The organism is Erwinia sp. BNK-24-b, from assembly GCF_047456155.1.
GTDB lineage: Bacteria > Pseudomonadota > Gammaproteobacteria > Enterobacterales > Enterobacteriaceae > Erwinia > Erwinia phyllosphaerae.
Map to the genome: position 1 here is coordinate 715,389 of NZ_CP179901.1, position 19,467 is coordinate 734,855.

Below are 19,467 nucleotides of genomic sequence, written 5' to 3' on the forward strand. Positions count from 1 at the left end.
ATGCTAAACGGACGCTGGCACCTGCCTGCGCCATCGACCCGTGCCTGCCGGAAACTTACGCCCGTTTTGCTGGCGCTGCTGCTGGGCGGCTGCGCCGTCGGCCCCGACTATCATCGCCCGACGGTAAACGTACCGACACACTATAAAGAAGCAAAAGGCTGGCGCGAAGCGACGCCGCAGGATGCGCAAAGCAAAGGCGAATGGTGGTCGGTCTACCATGACAACACGCTGAGCGGCCTGCTGCGTCAGGTTTCTATCTCCAACCAGAACGTAGCGCAGTATGAGGCACAGTATCGCCAGGCGAAGGCGCTGGTGGCCGAGTCCCGCTCCGACCTTTTTCCCAGCGCCACCTATACCGGCTCTTCAACGCGGAGCGGCAGCACCACATCCGGCCAGCGGACGACCAGTAACAGCCAGTCTTTACAGGCCAGCGCCAGCTGGGAACTGGATATCTGGGGCAAGCTGAGACGCACGCTGGAAGAGAATAAAGCGAGCGCGCAGGCAAGCGAAGCCGAGCTGGCGAATATCACGCTTAGCGCCCAGTCCGAGCTGGCGCAGGACTATTTTCAGCTGCGCATCATGGATCGGCAGATTGCGCTGTATCAGGAAAGCGTCGCGGCGTATCAGCGCTACCTGACCGTCATTAATAATAAATATCAGGCCGGCAGCGAGTCTCGCGGCACGCTGGCACAGGCTCAGGCGCAGCTGGAAAGCGCTCGCGCTTCCGCGCTGGATCTTAGCTGGCAGCGTGCGCAGACCGAACACGCCATTGCTCTTCTTATCGGTAAAACGCCAGCCGAATTCAGCCTGCCAGCCACGACAGAAATGACGGCAACGCTGCCGCCTCTTCCACAGGCAGTGCCGTCAACGCTGTTGCAGCGTCGTCCGGATATCGCCTATGCCGAACGCACCGTTGCCGCGGCCAATGCCGCCGTGGGCGTAGCCATTGCGGGTTACTATCCCGATCTGACGCTAAGTGCCAGCGGCGGTTTCAGCAGCTCTGCGCTGCATAACCTGCTGTCGTTGCCTAATCGCGTCTGGTCGCTGGGGCCATCGCTTAGCGGCACGCTACTGGACTTTGGCGCCACGTCTTCCAAAGTGGAACAGGCCCGCGCGGCCTATGATGCAGACGTCGCCAGCTATCGCCAGGCGGTGCTGACCGGTTTCCAGGAGGTAGAAAACTATCTGGTGGAGCTGAACACATTGCAGGATGAAATGGCCGCGCAGCAGCGCGCGACGCAGGCAGCGCAGGAGTCGGCTCGCGTGACCCGCAACCAGTATGAAGCCGGGATGATCGACTATCTTGACGTCGCCACCACGGAAAACACCAGCCTGAGCCAGCAGCAAAGCCTGCTGTCGCTGCAAAGCACGCAGTGGGTTGCCAGCGTGGAGCTGATTGCGGCGCTGGGCGGCGGCTGGACGGCACCCTCGCACTGATGCGCAGGGAAGAGTTCAAATCATTGATTTAATCCAATAAGATGCTCCCGTAGCCAGCAGCGGCTATGGGAGTATTATTAGAATTCACGCTTCACGACAACTTAACCGCTATATCTGATATTGCATACGTCATCATTCGCCATGGCGGATGCCAAAAAGACATTTTCCTTATTATCTTTGTTCCCGAACGTAAATTTAATGATGAGATTCCCGGGTGGTGGGCTGTTTCGCTGTCGGCCATCACCGGAACAACGTTTGTCGAGCCGCACCGCAAAACTTTCTGCAACACTGTAGATTTCGGTATTAATCGCCCTCAACGCTCGTAAATTTCACCGTTTACCATTGTCTTGCTCAGCCATATCCTGCATCGTTACAGGCAAATTTACTGGCTAAGGAGATGCCATGCTGCTTTCTTTTTTTCGTCTGCTTTTTCGTCTGCTGTATCGCACTCGTCTGGCTGGCGATATTTCCGCGCTGCATCAGCCAAAGGTGCTGATTGTTCCTAATCACATGTCGTTTCTGGACGGCATGCTGCTGGCGCTGTTTTTGCCGGTTAAACCCGTGTTCGCCGTCTACTCCTCCGTCAGCGAGCAGTGGTATATGCGTTGGGTGCGCTCGCTGGTCGATTTTGTGCCGCTCGATCCCACTAAACCGCTGTCGATCAAGCACCTGGTGAAAACGATCGGGCAAGGCCGCCCGGTGGTGATCTTTCCGGAAGGGCGGATTACCGTTACCGGCTCGCTGATGAAAATTTATGATGGTGCCGGTTTTGTGGCGGCAAAATCGCAGGCGGCCGTGGTGCCAATAAGAATTGAAGGCGCGGAATATACGCCGTTTGGCCGTCTGGCTGGCGTCTTCAAGCGTCGTCTTTTTCCACGTATCAGCCTGACCGTGCTGCCCGCCACCACCATCCCCATGCCGGAAGCAAAAACCGCGCGGGAACGCCGCAAGCTGGCGGGTGAACATCTGCATCATATTATGATGGAGGCGCGCATGGCGGTGCGTCCGCGCGAGACGCTTTATCAGGCTTTCCTGTCTGCCCGCACGCGCTACGGTTTTTTTAAGTCCTGCATTGAAGACGTTAATTTTACGCCTGACAGCTATACGGGGCTGTTGAAAAAATCGCTGGGCGTGGGTCGTATTCTGGAGCGCTATACGTCGCCAGGTGAATATATTGGTTTGCTGTTACCAAACGCAACGGTTACGGCAGCAGCCATCCTGGGGGCGTCAATGCGTGGCCGTATTCCGGCAATGCTTAACTACACCGCAGGGGTAAAAGGCGTAGGCAGCGCGCTGCAGGCGGCAGAAGTGAAAACGGTTTTTACCTCTCGCCAGTTCCTGGATAAGGGCAAGCTATGGCATCTTCCCGAGCAGCTTACCGGGGTGAAATGGGTTTTTCTGGAAGATTTAAAAGAGACCGTCACGGCTCAGGATAAACTCTGGATCCTTAGCCATCTTCTTTTTCCACGGCTTGCCGAGGTGTCGCAGCAGCCGGAAGACGCGGCGATGGTGCTGTTTACTTCAGGTTCCGAAGGCAATCCTAAAGGCGTAGTGCATTCGCATAAGAGCCTGCTGGCAAACGTTGAACAGATCCGGACCGTGGCCGATTTTACGCCGCGCGATCGCTTTATGTCGGCGCTGCCTTTGTTCCATGCCTTTGGCCTGACGGTGGGCTTGTTTACGCCACTGATGACCGGCGCAGAAGTCTTTCTTTATCCAAGCCCGTTACACTATCGCATCGTTCCCGAACTGGTCTATGACCGTAACTGTACCGTACTGTTCGGCACCTCTACCTTCCTGGGTAACTATGCGCGCTTTGCCAATCCTTACGACTTTGCCCGGTTGCGCTATGTGGTCGCCGGTGCGGAAAAACTACAGGAAAACACGCGTCAGGCGTGGATGGATAAATTCGGTATTCGCATTCTGGAAGGCTACGGCGTGACCGAATGCGCGCCGGTTGTCGCGATTAACGTGCCGATGGCCGCCAAAAATCACACCGTTGGGCGGATTTTACCCGCGATGGACTCGCGGCTTATTTCCGTTCCCGGCATTGAGCAGGGCGGTCTGCTACAGCTGCGCGGCCCGAACATCATGAAAGGCTACCTCAGAGTCGAAAAACCGGGCGTGCTGGAAGCGCCGCAGGCGGATAACGGCGAGGGGCAAATGGAAGCGGGCTGGTACGATACCGGCGACATTGTCAGCTTTGACGAGCACGGTTTCTGCCAGATTCAGGGCCGCGCCAAACGCTTTGCGAAAATCGCGGGTGAAATGGTCTCGCTGGAAACCGTAGAGCAGCTTGCGTTAAAAGCGTCGCCAGAAAAACAGCACGCTGCCTCAATCAAGCCGGACGGCAACCGTGGCGAAGCGCTGGTGCTGTTTACCACCGACGGCGAGCTTAACCGCGAGCAGCTACAGCGTGCGGCCCGTGAAATGGGCGCGCCGGAGCTGGCCGTGCCGCGCGATATTCGTTTCCTTAAGCAGCTGCCGCAGCTGGGCAGCGGTAAACCCGATTTCGTCACGCTGAAAAGCATGGCGGAACAGCCGGAAAACAGGACGGAAAATGCGTAACTCATCTGGCGGCGAAAAGCTGCTGTCGCGCGGTATGATAGCGGTTATTGTCGCGCAGTTTTTGTCCGCTTTTGGCGACAACGCGCTGTTATTCGCCACGCTGGCGGTGCTTAAGCAACAGCTCTGGCCGGACTGGAGCCAGCCGATACTGCAAATGGTTTTCGTCGCGACCTACATTATCCTGGCGCCTTTTGTCGGGCAGTTTGCCGACAGCTTTGCCAAAGGGCGCGTGATGATGTTTGCTAACGGCCTCAAGCTGCTGGGCGCGCTGGCGATCTGCTTTGGCCTGAATCCTTTTATCGGCTATGGCCTGGTCGGCATTGGCGCAGCGGCCTATTCCCCGGCTAAATACGGCATCCTTGGCGAAATCACTGACGGAGAAGCGTTGGTTAAGGCAAACGGCCTGATGGAGTCTTCTACCATTCTGGCAATCCTGCTGGGTTCGCTGGCGGGCGGTATGCTGGCCGACTGGAACCTGACCGGCGCACTGATTGCCTGCGTGCTGGCCTATGCGCTGGCCGTGGCGGCAAACACGCTTATTCCAAAACTGGTGGCCGCCCGCGTCGGGCAAAGCTGGCATCCGCTGCGCATGTCGGCCAGCTTTTTCCAGGCCTGTCGCATTTTATGGCGAGATGGCGAAACGCGCTTTTCACTGTTGGGCACCAGTCTGTTTTGGGGAGCAGGCGTAACGCTGCGCCTCCTGCTGGTATTGTGGGTACCGGTTGCGTTAGGCATTACGGATAACAAAACGCCGACGCTGCTAAACGCTATGGTTGCTATCGGCATTGTGTTTGGCGCAGGAGCCGCAGCGAAGCTGGTGACGTTGAAAACGGTTGGCAGATGTATGCCGGCAGGCGTGCTGATCGGCGTAGCGGTGACCTGTTTTGCTTTACAGCATACTGCAACAGGCGCTTATGGACTGCTGATAGTCATTGGCATGCTGGGCGGCTTTTTTGTGGTGCCGCTGAACGCGCTGCTGCAAATGCGCGGCAAGGCAAGCGTCGGTGCCGGTAACGCCATCGCCGTACAAAACCTGGGCGAAAACAGCGCGATGCTGCTGATGCTGGGGCTTTATACCGTGGCTATTAAGCTCGGTACGCCGCCAGTCGCCACTGGCGTAGGATTTGGTGCGCTGTTTGCTCTGGCTATTGCCGTACTGTGGGGATGGCAGCTGGCGCAAAAGCGGGGGCGCAGTGTGCAGTAAGGGCGATCTGAATGCGGCACCAGCTGTTACGGAGGGTGCCGGTGTCGTGCTTCGGACAGCCTATGCCGGACGTCAGTACGGTATAAACAACCTCAGGGGCGGATATTCTCCGCCCCCTGTGACGGAGGGTTTACGGCGCAGGGAAAGTATAACGGCGATGAATCGCCTCAAGACCCTGCATCACCTCTTCATCCAGCGTCAGATTGTAGCTGTCGATATTGGTTTTTAACTGCTCCAGCGTGGTAGCGCCCAGCAGCGTGCTGGCAACAAAAGGCTGCTGACGGACAAATGCCAGCGCCATCTGTGACGGATCGAGATGGTGCTTTTTCGCCAGCGCGACATACTCAGCTATTGCCAGCTCAGCCTGTTCGCCGCTGTAGCGCGTAAAGCGGCTAAACAGCGTGTTACGTGCGCCTGCAGGTTGCGCACCGTTCAGGTATTTTCCGCTCAGCGTACCAAAAGCCAGGCAGGAGTAGGCCAGCAGCTCCACGCCTTCGTGCTGGCTGATTTCCGCCAGGCCAACTTCAAAGCTACGATTCAGCAGGCTGTAAGGATTCTGGATAGAAACAATGCGCGGTAGCTCGTGCTTTTCGGCCAGCTGCAGATAGCGCATCACGCCCCAGGGGGTTTCATTGGAAACGCCGATATAACGGATTTTCCCGGCGCGCACCTGCTCGTTCAGCGCTTCCAGCGTTTCCAGCAGCGTTACCGTTGCGGTACTGTCTGCGTATTCGTAGTTCAGTCTTCCAAAATAGTTGGTTTGACGCTGCGGCCAGTGCAGCTGGTAAAGATCAATATAATCGGTATTAAGCCGTTTCAGGCTGGCATCCAGCGCGGCGCGAATATTTTTACGATCCAGCGCCTGACCCGGACGAATTGAGGCGTCGGCACCGCGTACCGGGCCAGCGACTTTTGACGCCAGAATAATTTTTTCGCGATTGCCGCGTGCTTTCAGCCAGCTGCCGATATAGGTTTCGGTTAATCCCTGCGTTTCCGGACGCGGCGGTACCGGATACATTTCGGCGGTATCAATCAGATTAATGCCGGAACGCAGCGCTAAATCGAGCTGGGCATGCGCATCGGCTTCGCTGTTCTGCTCGCCAAAGGTCATGGTGCCTAATCCCAGGCTGCTGACTTCCAGCGTACTGTGGGGAATACGATGATAATGCATTTGCCGGCTTCCTTTTTCATTATTAAGAACCGGCCCGGCGCCACAATGGCAGGTTACCAGCGCCAGATCCGGCTTTTGACTATAACCGTCGGGCACAGCAGGGGGAAGAGCAGATTTATCGGGAAGTGCGGTAAGCCACCTGGTTGACACGCTCAGGTGGCGAGATAGGGTTTAACGTTCGACAATCGAGGAAACCTCGTCGCCGTTAATCTGGAGTTCATGGCCGGAGCGGTCAGTATATTTAACCAGGCCGGTATCCGCGTCGATTTCCGGTTTACCCTGGGTCATAATCATTTTCCCATCTTTGGTCGCCATAACATAATCGCTGCTGCAACCGCCCAATAGCGTAGCCAGCATCAATACGGCTGCGCCTGACATCAACTTCATAATTCGCTCCCTTAGCCTGAAAATATCTCCCGATAGTAATAGCTTATTTTAGAGAAAGCGTTAACCGCAGAACTCCGAAAAGCGTGGTGTAGCACGACAAACTATTGACTTTGATCGTGAAATCGTCAGGAAAGAGACCGACCGGCGATGCCGGTCAGCTCAGATCAGGCGTGGTTTTTTTTGCTGCGCAGCAGATTGAGGCACTCTACGGCCATAGAGAAAAACATGGCGAAATAGATATAACCTTTTGGCACGTGGATATTGAAACTTTCCAGAATAAGGGTAAAACCTACCAGGATCAGAAAAGAGAGCGCCAGCATTTTGACCGAAGGATGACGCTCAACAAATTCGCCAATAACGCGGGCGGCAAACATCATCACGCCAACCGCAATCACTACGGCCGCCATCATAATAATCAAATGATCGGAAAGTCCTACAGCGGTGATAACGGAATCCAGGCTAAAAATAATGTCGAGCAGCATAATCTGCACGATGGCCCCGATAAAAGAGTGCACGTTAGTCTTGTGCTCCTCTTCGTTGCCTTCAATCGTTTCGTGGATCTCCTGACTTGATTTCCATAACAGGAAAAGCCCGCCAAACAGCAAAATCAAATCCCGTGCGGAAAAATCGTGATCCATCAGGGTAAACAGCGGGGTTGTCAGGCGAATAACCCAGGCGATAGAAGCCAGCAGGCCCAGACGCATCAGCATGGCGCCCGCAAGGCCCACACGGCGCGCGGCATTCTGTTGCTGCTTAGGGAGCTTAGCTACCACCAGAGAAAGAAAGATAATGTTATCAATACCCAGGACGATTTCCAGAATCGTCAGCGTACCCAGTGCCAGCCAGGCGTTGGGATCGGCAATCCAGTCAAACATACAAACGTCGCATCCTAAACGAAAGTTAAACGAAGAGTATACTCATCCGAATGCCAGTCAGCTAAAGCTTTACAGTAAAAAATGGCGGGCAAGAAGCGGGGCGGTAAAGGTCTTCTTCAGATAGAAGCCTCTCGGCAGCGTCATTATCGGCTGGCCATTTTCACCAATGCCTTCCGTCAGCGCTTTGCTGTTGGCCGCTTTAGGACGGATTTGCAGTACTTCACCGTGGCGCGCGGTGATACGCTCTACCTGACCCAGCACGATCATATCCATCAGCTCTTCCCAGTCACGCCGCAGCAAGGTTTCCTCTTCCTGATTCGGGCTCCAGAGAAGCGGCGCGCCGACGCGGCGTTCTGCCAGCGGGATCGCTCTGTCGCCTTCAACCGGCATCCATAATACTCTGGCCAGCTTATGGCGCACGTGGCTGGTTTCCCAGACCAGGCCGCTGTTGCCGGTCAATGGGGCAACACAGACAAAGGTTGTTTCCAGCGGGCGGCCCTGTACATCAATCGGGATGGTTTTCAGTTCCACGCCAATATCCGCAAAGTCCTGCTCGGGCTTGCTGCCTGCGCTTGCACCCAGATAGCGCTCCAGCAGCATGCCAACCCACCCTTTGTCCCGACGTAAATCAGCCGGAATAGCCAGGCCGGCATTCAGTGCCAGCTCACCCAGCGTAAAGCCTGCCAGCTGGCGTGCACGCGCAAGCAAAATGGCTTCACTTTCAGGCGGCGGCACGGAAAAAAACGTTGCTGACATAAAGGCTTCTCTGTTGCTCAAAAAATAGACAGTGTTTTTTCCCGCTAAAAAACGCTGAACGGGAAGTGGGGGAAAGCGGAATAATAGCATGATTAATCATGCCTTTTTATTTCCATCCGCCTCTGTTTTGTCCGCGTGCGAAAAGGTTATGCCTGACTGCGCACCGACAATGAACAGGATCTTACACGTAGTTATCCACAGAAAAATGGGATAAGTCGACTTTTATCACAGTACTGTTTCGATTTACAGGCTTGACTCGACCACTTTATCCATTTTTCCCCTTTTTTTGCTTATCATAGCGGCATAACCTGTGGATAAAAAAGGCGATGCTCGATCTTTCGCCAGTGCCTTAGCAGCCCGGTATGACACTAAGATTAAAGCGTTAAAACCCGCCGCCGACGTCAGGTAAATTCCAATGCTTATAATCAGTTAACCACTATACTGATAGCGCGTGTATCGGCCGTCTGGAAAGTTTTCCCCAAACGTTAAGAGAGTTCTGCACAAAGATATCCACAGAAAAGGTGAATAAAATCGGGTAAAAAAGGCGGATTCTGTTTATAACTCGGGAAATGTTCGTAAGTTATCCCGCGAATGCCGCCCCACAGGGGGAAAAAGCAGTGGTTTACCGCCTGTAAGGAGTATGAAACAATCAGAACATCCGAGTTTTAAGTTTGAGGTAGTCCAGTGATCGATGATGATGGCTACCGCCCGAATGTTGGTATCGTAATTTGTAACAGGCAGGGACAAGTGTTGTGGGCCAGACGCTATGGCCAACACTCCTGGCAGTTTCCCCAGGGAGGGATAAATCCTGGAGAAACGGCAGAACAGGCGATGTATCGAGAACTCTTTGAGGAAGTTGGTTTACACCGCAAAGATGTGCGCATCCTTGCCTCTACCCGAAACTGGTTACGCTATAAGTTGCCAAAACGTTTGGTGCGTTGGGACACAAAGCCGGTTTGTATCGGCCAGAAACAGAAGTGGTTTCTTCTGCAATTATTGTGCAATGACGCGGATATCAATATGCAAACCAGCAGCACGCCAGAGTTCGACGGCTGGCGCTGGGTAAGCTTCTGGTATCCTGTACGCCAGGTGGTCTCTTTTAAACGCGACGTCTATCGGCGAGTGATGAAAGAGTTTGCTGGCGTGGTAATGCCGCTGCAGGAGAACGCCGTACCGCGAACTACGCCTTATCGACGGAAGAGAGGGTAAGCCACTTAAAATATGCTTACACAGCTGCGCGAGATAGTTGAAAAAGTGGCAGGAGCGCCCCGGCTGACCGAGGCGCTCGATATTCTGGTCAGCGAAATTTGCCTGGCAATGGATACCGAAGTCTGTTCGGTTTATCTGGCCGACCACGACCGCCGCTGCTATTACCTGATGGCAACGCGTGGGCTAAAAAAACCGCGTGGCCGCACCGTTGCGCTGGCCTTTGACGAAGGGATCGTCGGGCTGGTCGGTCGGCTGGCCGAGCCTATCAACCTGGCGGATGCGCAGAGTCATCCCAGCTTTAAATATATTCCTTCCGTAAAAGAAGAGCGTTTCCGCTCTTTCCTCGGCGTGCCGATTATCAGCCGTCGCCAGCTGTTGGGCGTGCTGGTGGTGCAGCAGCGCGAACATCGCCAGTTCGATGAAAGCGAAGAGTCTTTCCTCGTTACGCTGGCTACGCAGATGGCCACCATTCTTTCCCAGTCGCAGCTGAATGCGCTGTTTGGACAATATCGACAGACCCGCGTGCGTGCGCTGGCTGCCGCGCCGGGCGTGGCGGTGGCAAAGGGCTGGGTAGAAAGCAATCAGCCTTCGCTGGAAAACGTCTCGGCGGCCTCCACGCTGGACGCGGTGCGCGAGCGGGAAAGGCTGTCGGTGGCAATGGATGAAGCCTCTGGCGAGTTTCGGCGCTACAGCAAACGCTTTACCTCCAGCGTGCATAAAGAAAGTGCGGCCATCTTCGACCTCTATTCGCACCTGCTGAGCGACAACCGCCTGAAGAAAGACCTTTATGCGGAGATCGATAATGGCTCGGTCGCAGAGTGGGCGGTTAAAAAGGTTATTGAGAAGTTCGCCGCGCAGTTCGCCAGCTTACAGGATAGCTATCTGCGCGAGCGGGCCGGTGATTTGCGCGCGCTGGGCCAGCGTCTGCTGTTCCATCTTGACGATACGATGCAGGGCACTAACACGTGGCCCGCGCGCTTTGTGCTGGTTGCCGATGAGCTAAGCGCGACCACGCTTGCCGAGCTGCCGCACGAGCGGCTAGCTGGCGTAGTGGTCAGAGACGGTGCGGCCAACTCGCACGCGGCCATTATGGTGCGCGCAATGGGCATCCCAACGGTGATGGGTGCCGATATCCAGCCGGAAGTGCTGAACGGTAGACTGCTGATTGTCGATGGCTATCGCGGCGAGCTGCTGGTCGATCCCGAACCGGTGCTGGTGCAGGAGTACCAGCGGCTTATCACCGAGGAAAATGAGCTAAGCAAGCTGGCGGAGGACGTGGTTGAGCGACCGGCGGCGCTGAAGTCTGGCGAGCCGATAAAGGTCATGCTCAACGCCGGTCTTAGCGCAGAGCACGAGCAGGCGCTGGGTAGCCGCGTGGATGGCGTCGGGCTTTACCGCACGGAAATTCCGTTTATGTTACAAAACGGTTTCCCCTCGGAAGAAGAGCAGGTGGCGCAATATCAGGGCATGCTACAGCTGTTTCTGGAAAAGCCGGTAACGCTGCGTACGCTGGATGTCGGTGCGGACAAGCAGCTGCCTTATATGCCCATCAGCGAAGAAAACCCTTGCCTGGGCTGGCGCGGGATCCGCCTGACGCTGGATCAGCCGGAAATTTTTCTGGTACAAGTTCGTGCAATGCTGCGCGCCAACGTCGCCAGCGATAACCTCAGCATCCTGCTGCCAATGATCACCAGCATCGATGAAATTGATGAAGCGCTCAAACTGATCGAGCGTGCCGGAAAAGAAGTAGAGGAGATGCTGGGTTACGGCATCCCGAAACCGCGTATCGGCGTCATGATTGAAGTGCCTTCAATGATTTTTATGATCGGCCATCTGGCGAAGCGGGTCGACTTTGTCTCGGTTGGCACCAACGATCTGACGCAGTATCTGCTGGCTGTCGATCGTAATAACACGCGTGTCGCTAACCTGTACGACAGTCTGCATCCCGCTATGCTGCGGGCGCTAAAAACCATTGCAGAAGAGGCGAAGCAGGCCGGAATTGAGCTGTGCCTGTGCGGCGAAATGGCAGGCGATTCCAGCTGCGTCGCGCTGTTGATAGGGCTTGGCTATCATCACCTGAGCATGAACGGCCGTAACGTCGCGCGGGTCAAGTATCTGCTGCACCACATTGATTACGAAGAAGCGCAAAAGCTGGCGGAAGCGGGCTTGCAGGCGCAGCAGGCAACCGAGGTGCGCCATCTGGTCGCCACGTTTATGGAAAGACGCGGCCTGGGCGGGCTGATCCGTGGCGGACGCTAGCCATTAAAGTTTACAGTTACCCGGGCCGCCTTTTATGCGGCCTGTGCTATGATGCGCGCCTCTGTACGGCGCCACGCGCGCTCTGGTTTATTCATTCCGTCACCTGAAATCAGGGACTTTACATAATGGTGAAAGATGACTAACGGCTATCTGGCTTTCCCCCAATTTGATCCGGTAATTTTCTCCGTCGGGCCGCTCGCTCTGCACTGGTATGGACTGATGTACCTCGTTGGTTTCATTTTCGCCATGTGGCTGGCAGTGCGTCGTGCCAACAAGCCCGGCAGCGGCTGGACAAAAGATGAGGTTGAAAACCTGCTGTACGCCGGTTTTCTGGGCGTCTTCCTCGGTGGCCGTATCGGCTATGTGCTGTTTTATAACCTGCCGCTGTTTCTGGATAATCCGCTTTATCTGTTTAAGGTCTGGGACGGCGGTATGTCGTTCCACGGTGGCCTGATTGGGGTTATCTGCGTGATGCTGTGGTTTGCGCATCGCACTAAACGCAACTTCTTCCAGGTTTCCGATTTTATTGCGCCGTTAATCCCGTTTGGGCTGGGCGCAGGCCGTCTGGGCAACTTTATCAATGGTGAACTGTGGGGACGCGTCGCGCCGGATTTGTCGTGGGCCATGCTGTTTCCTGGCTCCCGTAGCGAAGACGTTGCGCTGGTAGCAACCCATCCGGAATGGCAATCTTTGCTGGCTACCTACGGCGTGCTGCCGCGTCATCCTTCCCAGCTCTATGAGCTGCTGCTGGAAGGCGTAGTGCTGTTTATTATCTTAAATCTCTATATTCGTAAAAAACGCCCGATGGGCGCGGTCTCAGGGCTGTTCCTGCTTGGCTACGGCGCATTTCGCTTTATTGTCGAATACTTCCGTCAGCCGGACGCTCAGCTGGGCCTGTTTGACAACATTATCAGCATGGGACAAATCCTCTCGACGCCAATGATTATCGCTGGTGCCATTATGATGATTTGGGCCTATCGCCGCCGTGCTGCGCAGCAACTTCGTGAGGAAAAATGAAACAGTATCTGGAATTAATGCAAAAAGTGCTCGACGAGGGCACGCCGAAAAATGACCGTACCGGTACCGGGACACTGTCGATTTTTGGTCATCAGATGCGTTTCAACCTGCAGGAAGGTTTTCCGCTGGTCACCACGAAAAAATGCCATTTGCGTTCGATCATCCACGAGCTGCTGTGGTTTTTGAACGGCGATACCAACACGGCTTATCTGAAAGAAAACAAGGTTACTATCTGGGACGAGTGGGCCGATGAAAATGGCGACCTTGGCCCGGTTTACGGTAAGCAGTGGCGCAGCTGGGGCGCGGCTAACGGCCAGCAGATTGACCAGCTGGCGAAGGTGATGCAGCAGCTGAAAAGCGATCCCGATTCCCGCCGCATTATTGTTTCCGCCTGGAACGTGGGCGAACTTGATGAGATGGCGCTGGCGCCGTGTCACGCTTTCTTCCAGTTTTATGTGGCGAACGGCAAGCTTTCCTGCCAGCTTTACCAGCGTTCCTGCGATGTGTTCCTCGGCCTGCCGTTTAATATCGCCAGCTATGCGTTGCTGGTGCACATGGTGGCGCAGCAGTGCGATCTGGAACCGGGTGATTTTGTCTGGACGGGCGGCGATACGCACCTTTACAGCAATCATCTGGAACAGGCCAATTTGCAGTTGACGCGCGAGCCGCGTCCATTGCCGAAACTGGTGATCAAGCGTAAACCGGCTTCGCTGTTTGATTATCGTTTTGAAGATTTTGAGATTGAAGGTTACGATCCCCATCCCGCTATCAAAGCGCCGGTGGCTATCTGACGGATTAAGGGAGCGGGTTAACGCTCCCTTTGTTCTTCCCGCTTAGTGCATTTATTTTTCTCTACCAGCCTCTGTTTCGGCTCCCATCCCCTGGTCCCGGCTCCCGTTCTTCTGTTATTGCGGGCACATACCTGGCTTTTAATATCCCGGCTTCCGTTCTTCTGTCATTGCGGGCACATACCTGGCTTTTAATATCTCGGCTCCCGTTCCTCTGTTATTGCGGGTCTATACCCGGCTTTTAATATCCCGGCTCCCGTTCTTCTGTTATTGCGGGCACATACCTGGCTTTTAACATCCCGGCTCCCGTTCCCCTGTCATTGCGGGCCCATACCCGGCTTTTAACATCCCGAATATCGTGTTGTTTTGCGACACATCTTCTAAAAAAATGTTGCTGAAAGTGGGTGCAGATGAATGGCCGGAAGACGTCTCGCAATTCGCTACTTTCCCGCTGGTATCGCTAGCCGACACGGGCACAATAGCCGTTATGAACAGAAACGGTTTTACCTTGCTGGAGCTGCTGGTGGTGATGATTATCGCCAGTATATTGACGACGGCTGCCGCAGGCAGCTGGCAACAGTGGCGGCAGACGCAGCGGCTCAACGCCAGCGCACGACAAATTCAGCATTTCTTGCTGCGCTTACGCAATGATGCCAACTGGCACAATCGACAGGCGCTGTTATGGCGCACGAGCGGCGTTCCGTGGTGTCTGGGTAGCGGCCCGCGCCAGCAGCATTGTGCGGGCAGGCAGCGCTGGCTGCTGCTCGCGCCGTGGCGGGAGATCAAACTCTTATCGTTAACGGAGGGGATGGGATTTTATGGTCGCCGCAACGTCGCAAAACCTGGCCGGATCGTTATTGCCAGCGCGGCAGGCGAGCGGCATATCATCCTGTCCTCACGCGCCAGAGTGCGTATCTGCCGGGATGCCTGTCCATGAGATGCCTTTCCATAAAAAGCGCGGGCTTTACGCTGCTGGAAATGATGATTGCGCTGGCGATCGGTGGCGTACTCATGCTGGGTGCCGCAAGGTTTTTACCGCTGCTGCAAATGAATAATCTGCGCATGCTGATGACTTTTCAGCTGCGAGAAGAGCTACAGCTGATGATGGCCACGCTGGCGAAAAACGTCCGCCGGGCAGGTTACTGCCATGGAGAATGCCAGGGCAAGGCCCTGATAACCAGCAGTAACGGCCAGTGCCTGCTGCTGCGCTGGGATGAAAACAGCAACGGTAAATGGGAAAATGCCGACAGCGAAACCAGCGATTACTATGGTTTTCGGCTACGTAACGGCAGCCTGGAGGCGCAGCGTGGCGTAGATAGCTGTGAAAGCAGCGGCTGGGAAAAAATGAACGATCCGGCCAGCGTGATCATCAGTGACTTTCGCGTCGTCAGAAAAGCACAGCAGGTTCAGCTACGGCTAAGCGGCTATGCGCTCGGCTTCCCCCTGCAGGCACTTACCGTTGAACGCTGGGTAACGGGAGAAAACCTGTGACGGCGCAGCAGGGAAGCGGGGCGTTGATGATGGTTATCCTGCTGTTGCTGATGTCGGCGGCGCTGCTACAGGCTACGCGTCGTCAGATGGAGCAGTCGCTAAGCCTGGTCGCCGACGAAGGGGGTTATCTGCAGCAAACCAGCCTGGCCGTTTCCGCGCTACGCTGGGGCGAAACCGAGCGTTGGCCGTCCGTACAGCGATGGTCTTGCCGTACGGCAAATCAGTCGGCCTGGCGTGCCTGCTTTATTGTGTTGAAAACAGGTGAGGCGCTGCTGCGTGGCGACAGCGGAAGCGGAACCCTGGCTATTTACCGATGGGTAAAACGCAATGATGAAAATAGTGCGATATCTGCCTTACCGCATGGCTGGCTGGACTATTGCCCGCTGGCCAGTGAAGAAAGCTGCCTGCCGGAAGGTCAGGCAGCAGGGCTTTAGCCTGCCGGAAACGCTGATCGCGCTATTGCTGTTCAGTATCAGCTCGCTGGCGCTAACGCAGTATCAGCTGGCGCTGGGCAAGGCTTTTCAGCTACAGGCGCAGCAGCGGGAAGCAGTCAGGCTTGCCTGGCAACGGTTTGAGGGCTACGAAGCGCCAGGCTGGCGGACTACGCTGGAACAGCAAACGTTGACGGGCAGCTGCACATTATTTACGGCGCAGGCTATTAGCCCGGCCGGCGCTCGGGCCAGGCTATCGCAATTGCGTTGCGATAACGCCGAGCGGTGAAAGAGGATCGCATTTGCAACCGTCGCCGGACGGGGTAGAGTGTGCACGCAAAGCAATACCGGATCAGGAGCAGGCATGTTTACCGTTTATCACTCAAATCAGCTGGACCTGCTGAAAACGCTGGCGGCGTTTCATATCGAAAACCAGCCGCTGCGCGATCCCTTTCAGTCAGAAGTGGTACTGGTACAGAGTCCGGGCATGGCGCAGTGGCTACAAATGTCGCTGGCCAGCCAGTTCGGCATTGCCGCCAACATCGCTTTTCCGCTGCCTGCTTCTTTTATCTGGGATATGTTTATCCGCGTGCTGCCGGGCATTCCAAAAGAGAGCGCGTTTAACAAATCCAGTATGAGCTGGAAGCTGATGACGCTGCTGCCGAAAATGCTGCCGCGCCCGGAATTTGCCATGCTCAGCCACTATCTCTCCGACGACGAAGACCAGCGCAAGCTGTTTCAGCTTGCCTCACGCGTGGCCGATCTGTATGACCAGTATCTGGTGTACCGTTCTGAATGGCTTAACAGCTGGGAAAGAGGTCAGCACATTGATGGCCTGGGCGAAGCGCAGCTGTGGCAGGCACCGCTGTGGGCGGAGCTGGTGGCCTACAACCGTGAACTGGGCCAGTCGGAATGGCACCGCGCCAATCTTTATGCACGCTTTATTTCCACGCTGGAAAATAGCGCGACCCGACCGCCTGGCCTGCCGGATCGCGTGTTTATCTGTGGCATTTCCGCGCTGCCGCCGGTTTATCTACAGGCTTTACAGGCGCTGGGCAAGCATATCGATGTTCATCTGCTGTTCACCAACCCTTGCCGCCATTACTGGGGTGATATTCAGGACTACGCTTTTTTAGCTAAGCTGCAAAGCCGCCGCAGAGAACATTTTAAAGAGCAGCGACAAAGCACGCTGTTTCGCCAGGAAGATGCATCCAGCCTGTTTAACGAAGCGGGCGAACAGCAGCTGAGCAACCCGCTGCTGGCTTCCTGGGGCAAGCTCGGGCGCGACAACCTGTTTTTGCTGGCGCAGATGGAGTGCCGCGAAATCGACGCCTTTGTCGATATTGAGCCGGTTACGCTATTGCAAACGCTCCAGTACGATCTGCTGGAGCTGGAAGACAACGCGGTTATCGGGCTGAAACGCGAAGAGTGGGAAAACAGCCTGCGCAAGCGCGTGCTGGATCCTGCCGACCAGTCGTTAACCGTGCATCTTTGCCACAGTCCGCAGCGTGAAGTTGAGGTTTTACAGGATCGCCTGCTGGAGCTTATGGCTAACGATCCGCAGCTTTCGCCACGGGATATCATCGTGATGGTGGCGGATATCGACGCCTATACGCCTTTTATCCAGGCCGTGTTTGGTAACGCGCCAGGCGACCGCTATCTGCCGTTCGCCATTTCCGACCGTCGCGCCAGCCAGGCGCATCCCGCTTTGCAGGCGTTTATTTCGCTGCTGAGCCTGCCCGACAGCCGTTTTACGTCCGAAAGCGTTCTGGCGCTGCTGGAAGTTCCGGCGCTGGCCAACCGCTTTGCTATAGATGAAGAGGGACTGCGGCGTCTGCGCCACTGGGTAGGCGAGTGCGGCATCCGCTGGGGGCTGGACGACGATACGGTTCGCGAGCTGGATCTGCCGCCAACCGGACAGCACACCTGGCAGTTCGGTCTGACGAGGATGCTGCTGGGCTATGCGATGCACAGCGATATCGGGCACTGGCAGGGCGTACTGCCTTATGACGAATCCAGTGGCCTGATTGCTGAACTGGTAGGGCATCTGGCAGAACTGTTGATGCAGCTGCGCCGCTGGCGCGAGCGGCTAGGCACCGCCAGAGAGCTGGAAAGCTGGCTACCGCTGTGCCGGGAGCTGCTGGATGACTTTTTCGCCGGGGATGCCGATGCCGAAGCGGCGCTGGCGCTGATTGAAGAGCAGTGGCGAGCCGCTATCAGCTACGGTATTCAGGCGGAGTATCAGCAGGCTATCCCGCTGTCGCTGCTGCGCGACGAGCTGCGCGCCAGGCTGGATCAGGAGCGTATCAGCCAGCGCTTTCTGGCCGGACCCGTTAATTTCTGTACGCTGATGCCGATGCGTTCCATCCCCTTTAAGGTGGTATGCCTGCTGGGCATGAACGACGGCGTTTACCCGCGCACGCTGCCGCCACCGGGATTTGACCTGATGAGCCAGCAGCCGAAAAAAGGCGACCGTAGCCGCCGCGATGACGATCGCTACCTGTTTCTGGAAGCGATCAACTCAGCGCAGCAGCAGCTCTATATCAGCTATATCGGCCGGACCATACAGGACAACTCGGAACGTTTTCCCTCCGTGCTGGTCAGCGAACTGATGGAATATATCAGCCAGAGTTTTTGCCTGCCGGAAGACAGGGAAAAAGACGTGGACAGCAGCGCGGCGGCGGTTATCGCCCATCTGCATCATTTGCACAGCCGCATGCCGTTTGCCGCCGAAAACTTCCAGCCGCAGGCCCGCTATCAAAGTTATGCGGCGGAGTGGCTACCGGCGGCTAAGGCCAGCGGCGTACCGCATCCACCCTTTATGCAGCCGCTGCCGGAACTGACGATTGAGGAGCTCAATTTCGATCGGCTGCTGCAGTTCTGGCGTCATCCGGTGCGCGCTTTTTTCAGCCAGCGACTGGGCGTCAGCTTCAGCGCGGAAGATACCGAATTGCCGGATGCCGAACCCTTTACGCTGGACAACCTCAGCCGCTATCAGCTTAATACCCAGCTGCTGAACGCCCTGATTGAAGGCGAGTCGGGCGAACCGCTGTTCGACAGGCATCGCGCAGCGGGAAATCTGCCGTATGGCGCATGGGGCGAGCTCTTCTGGCAGGATCAGCTGGCGGATATGAGCGAGCTGGCTGGCATAGTGCGCGAGCAGCGTCAGGCATCCGGGAGTCAGGAAATCAATATCCAGGCTGGCGGCCTGCAGCTTAACGGCTGGCTGCCCGCCGTGCAGGACGATGGCCTGCTGCGCTGGCGGCCCGGCCACCTTAACTTTACCGACGGGCTTTCGCTATGGCTGGAGCACCTGGTTTACTGCGTACAGGGTGGTAGCGGTACCAGCCGCATGTATGGCCGTAAAGAGAGCCGCTGGCAGTTTCCTCCGCTTTCGGCCCCTGACGCCAGCGCCTGGCTTGAACGCTATATCAGCGGTTATAAAGAGGGCATGCGCTCGCCTTTGCTCTTGCTGCCCAAAACTGGCGGCGCGTGGCTGGAGGCCAGCTATGACGAGAAGACGGCGGCGCTCTCTTACGACGAGGCGACGCAGATAAAAGCGCGCAATAAGCTGTTGCAGGCGTGGCAGGGAAACATGCAGATAGAAGGTGAGGGCAGCGATCCTTATCTGGCGAGGCTGTTTCGCACGCTGGACGATACCACGCTACAACAGATCATCTACAACGCCGAAGTCTGGCTGCTGCCGCTGTTGCGGATGAATGACATTAACTGAGACATCCTGTAGTGTTACTTTATAACCAACTTTGGCTATTTTTCTGTCCGCTGATGCCCGTCAGCGGAATTTTTAGGGTAAACAGTTTACCTGTCGCCGTCTTAAGCCGCGCGACAGCAAGAACGTTAGCTTGTCGAGGAG

At 56.0% G+C, this 19,467-nt stretch carries 17 protein-coding genes; 13 read left to right on the forward strand and 4 right to left on the reverse strand.

Annotated elements, in window-relative coordinates; translation table 11 throughout:
• The 4 genes from ACMGGR_RS03295 (at position 1) to lplT (ending at position 5,209) form a co-directional block, all read left to right on the forward strand.
• A complete protein-coding gene (locus tag ACMGGR_RS03295) occupies positions 1-1,437 on the forward strand; it encodes an efflux transporter outer membrane subunit (RefSeq protein WP_246760130.1) in 1,437 nt (478 codons plus the stop codon).
• Positions 1,438-1,502: 65 nt separating this feature from the next.
• The gene (locus tag ACMGGR_RS03300; RefSeq protein WP_414148155.1) at positions 1,503-1,763 is read left to right on the forward strand and encodes a hypothetical protein; all 261 of its coding nucleotides are present in this window, start codon (positions 1,503-1,505) and stop codon (positions 1,761-1,763) included.
• Between the two features lie 76 nt (positions 1,764-1,839).
• Positions 1,840-4,005, forward strand: a complete 2,166-nt coding sequence (aas, locus tag ACMGGR_RS03305) for a bifunctional acyl-ACP--phospholipid O-acyltransferase/long-chain-fatty-acid--ACP ligase (protein ID WP_246760094.1) — start codon at positions 1,840-1,842, stop codon at positions 4,003-4,005.
• Positions 3,998-5,209 (forward strand): lysophospholipid transporter LplT, encoded by a 1,212-nt coding sequence (gene lplT, locus ACMGGR_RS03310; protein WP_414148156.1) that lies wholly within the window; start codon positions 3,998-4,000, stop codon positions 5,207-5,209. Before aas ends, lplT begins: the two co-directional genes overlap by 8 nt.
• 130 nt (positions 5,210-5,339) lie before the next feature.
• On the opposite strand, the gene ACMGGR_RS03315 is transcribed toward lplT, so the two are convergent.
• The 4 genes from ACMGGR_RS03315 to mutH all read right to left on the reverse strand — a co-directional run bounded on the left by ACMGGR_RS03315 (position 5,340) and on the right by mutH (position 8,398).
• Positions 5,340-6,380: an NADP(H)-dependent aldo-keto reductase gene (locus ACMGGR_RS03315; protein WP_246760096.1), complete on the reverse strand. Its 1,041-nt coding sequence runs from the start codon at positions 6,378-6,380 to the stop codon at positions 5,340-5,342.
• 171 nt (positions 6,381-6,551) lie between these two features.
• Entirely contained in the window at positions 6,552-6,767 is a 216-nt protein-coding gene (locus ACMGGR_RS03320) for a YgdI/YgdR family lipoprotein (RefSeq protein ID WP_281434582.1), read from the reverse strand.
• A 164-nt stretch (positions 6,768-6,931) separates the two neighbouring features.
• Positions 6,932-7,642, reverse strand: coding sequence for a TerC family protein (locus ACMGGR_RS03325; protein ID WP_246760097.1), 711 nt, complete (start codon positions 7,640-7,642; stop codon positions 6,932-6,934).
• Between the two features lie 69 nt (positions 7,643-7,711).
• Positions 7,712-8,398, reverse strand: a complete 687-nt coding sequence (gene mutH / locus ACMGGR_RS03330) for a DNA mismatch repair endonuclease MutH (protein ID WP_414148157.1) — start codon at positions 8,396-8,398, stop codon at positions 7,712-7,714.
• A 684-nt stretch (positions 8,399-9,082) separates the two neighbouring features.
• Here mutH and rppH point away from each other — a divergent pair.
• The 9 genes from rppH (at position 9,083) to recC (ending at position 19,326) form a co-directional block, all read left to right on the forward strand.
• Positions 9,083-9,607, forward strand: a complete 525-nt coding sequence (rppH, locus tag ACMGGR_RS03335; RefSeq protein WP_246760099.1) for an RNA pyrophosphohydrolase — start codon at positions 9,083-9,085, stop codon at positions 9,605-9,607.
• Between the two features lie 12 nt (positions 9,608-9,619).
• Positions 9,620-11,866, forward strand: coding sequence for a phosphoenolpyruvate--protein phosphotransferase (ptsP, locus tag ACMGGR_RS03340; protein ID WP_246760100.1), 2,247 nt, complete (start codon positions 9,620-9,622; stop codon positions 11,864-11,866).
• Positions 11,867-12,001: 135 nt separating this feature from the next.
• Positions 12,002-12,883 (forward strand): prolipoprotein diacylglyceryl transferase, encoded by an 882-nt coding sequence (lgt, locus tag ACMGGR_RS03345; protein WP_246760101.1) that lies wholly within the window; start codon positions 12,002-12,004, stop codon positions 12,881-12,883.
• Positions 12,880-13,674, forward strand: coding sequence for a thymidylate synthase (gene thyA / locus ACMGGR_RS03350; RefSeq protein WP_246760102.1), 795 nt, complete (start codon positions 12,880-12,882; stop codon positions 13,672-13,674). Before lgt ends, thyA begins: the two co-directional genes overlap by 4 nt.
• Positions 13,675-14,032: 358 nt before the next feature.
• Complete coding sequence (locus tag ACMGGR_RS03355; RefSeq protein WP_414148158.1) at positions 14,033-14,608, forward strand: prepilin-type N-terminal cleavage/methylation domain-containing protein; 576 nt, start codon at positions 14,033-14,035, stop codon at positions 14,606-14,608.
• The gene (locus tag ACMGGR_RS03360) at positions 14,605-15,162 is read left to right on the forward strand and encodes a prepilin peptidase-dependent protein (RefSeq protein WP_414148159.1); all 558 of its coding nucleotides are present in this window, start codon (positions 14,605-14,607) and stop codon (positions 15,160-15,162) included. Before ACMGGR_RS03355 ends, ACMGGR_RS03360 begins: the two co-directional genes overlap by 4 nt.
• A complete protein-coding gene (locus ACMGGR_RS03365; RefSeq protein WP_414148160.1) occupies positions 15,159-15,596 on the forward strand; it encodes a DUF2509 family protein in 438 nt (145 codons plus the stop codon). The genes ACMGGR_RS03360 and ACMGGR_RS03365 overlap by 4 nt, the downstream gene beginning before the upstream one ends.
• Positions 15,553-15,882: a prepilin-type N-terminal cleavage/methylation domain-containing protein gene (locus tag ACMGGR_RS03370; RefSeq protein WP_414148161.1), complete on the forward strand. Its 330-nt coding sequence runs from the start codon at positions 15,553-15,555 to the stop codon at positions 15,880-15,882. Before ACMGGR_RS03365 ends, ACMGGR_RS03370 begins: the two co-directional genes overlap by 44 nt.
• A gap of 75 nt (positions 15,883-15,957) precedes the next feature.
• Positions 15,958-19,326 carry an exodeoxyribonuclease V subunit gamma gene (gene recC / locus ACMGGR_RS03375; protein ID WP_414148162.1) on the forward strand — a complete coding sequence of 1,123 codons (3,369 nt, stop codon included), beginning with the start codon at positions 15,958-15,960 and terminating at the stop codon, positions 19,324-19,326.
• Positions 19,327-19,467 lie beyond the last annotated feature (141 nt).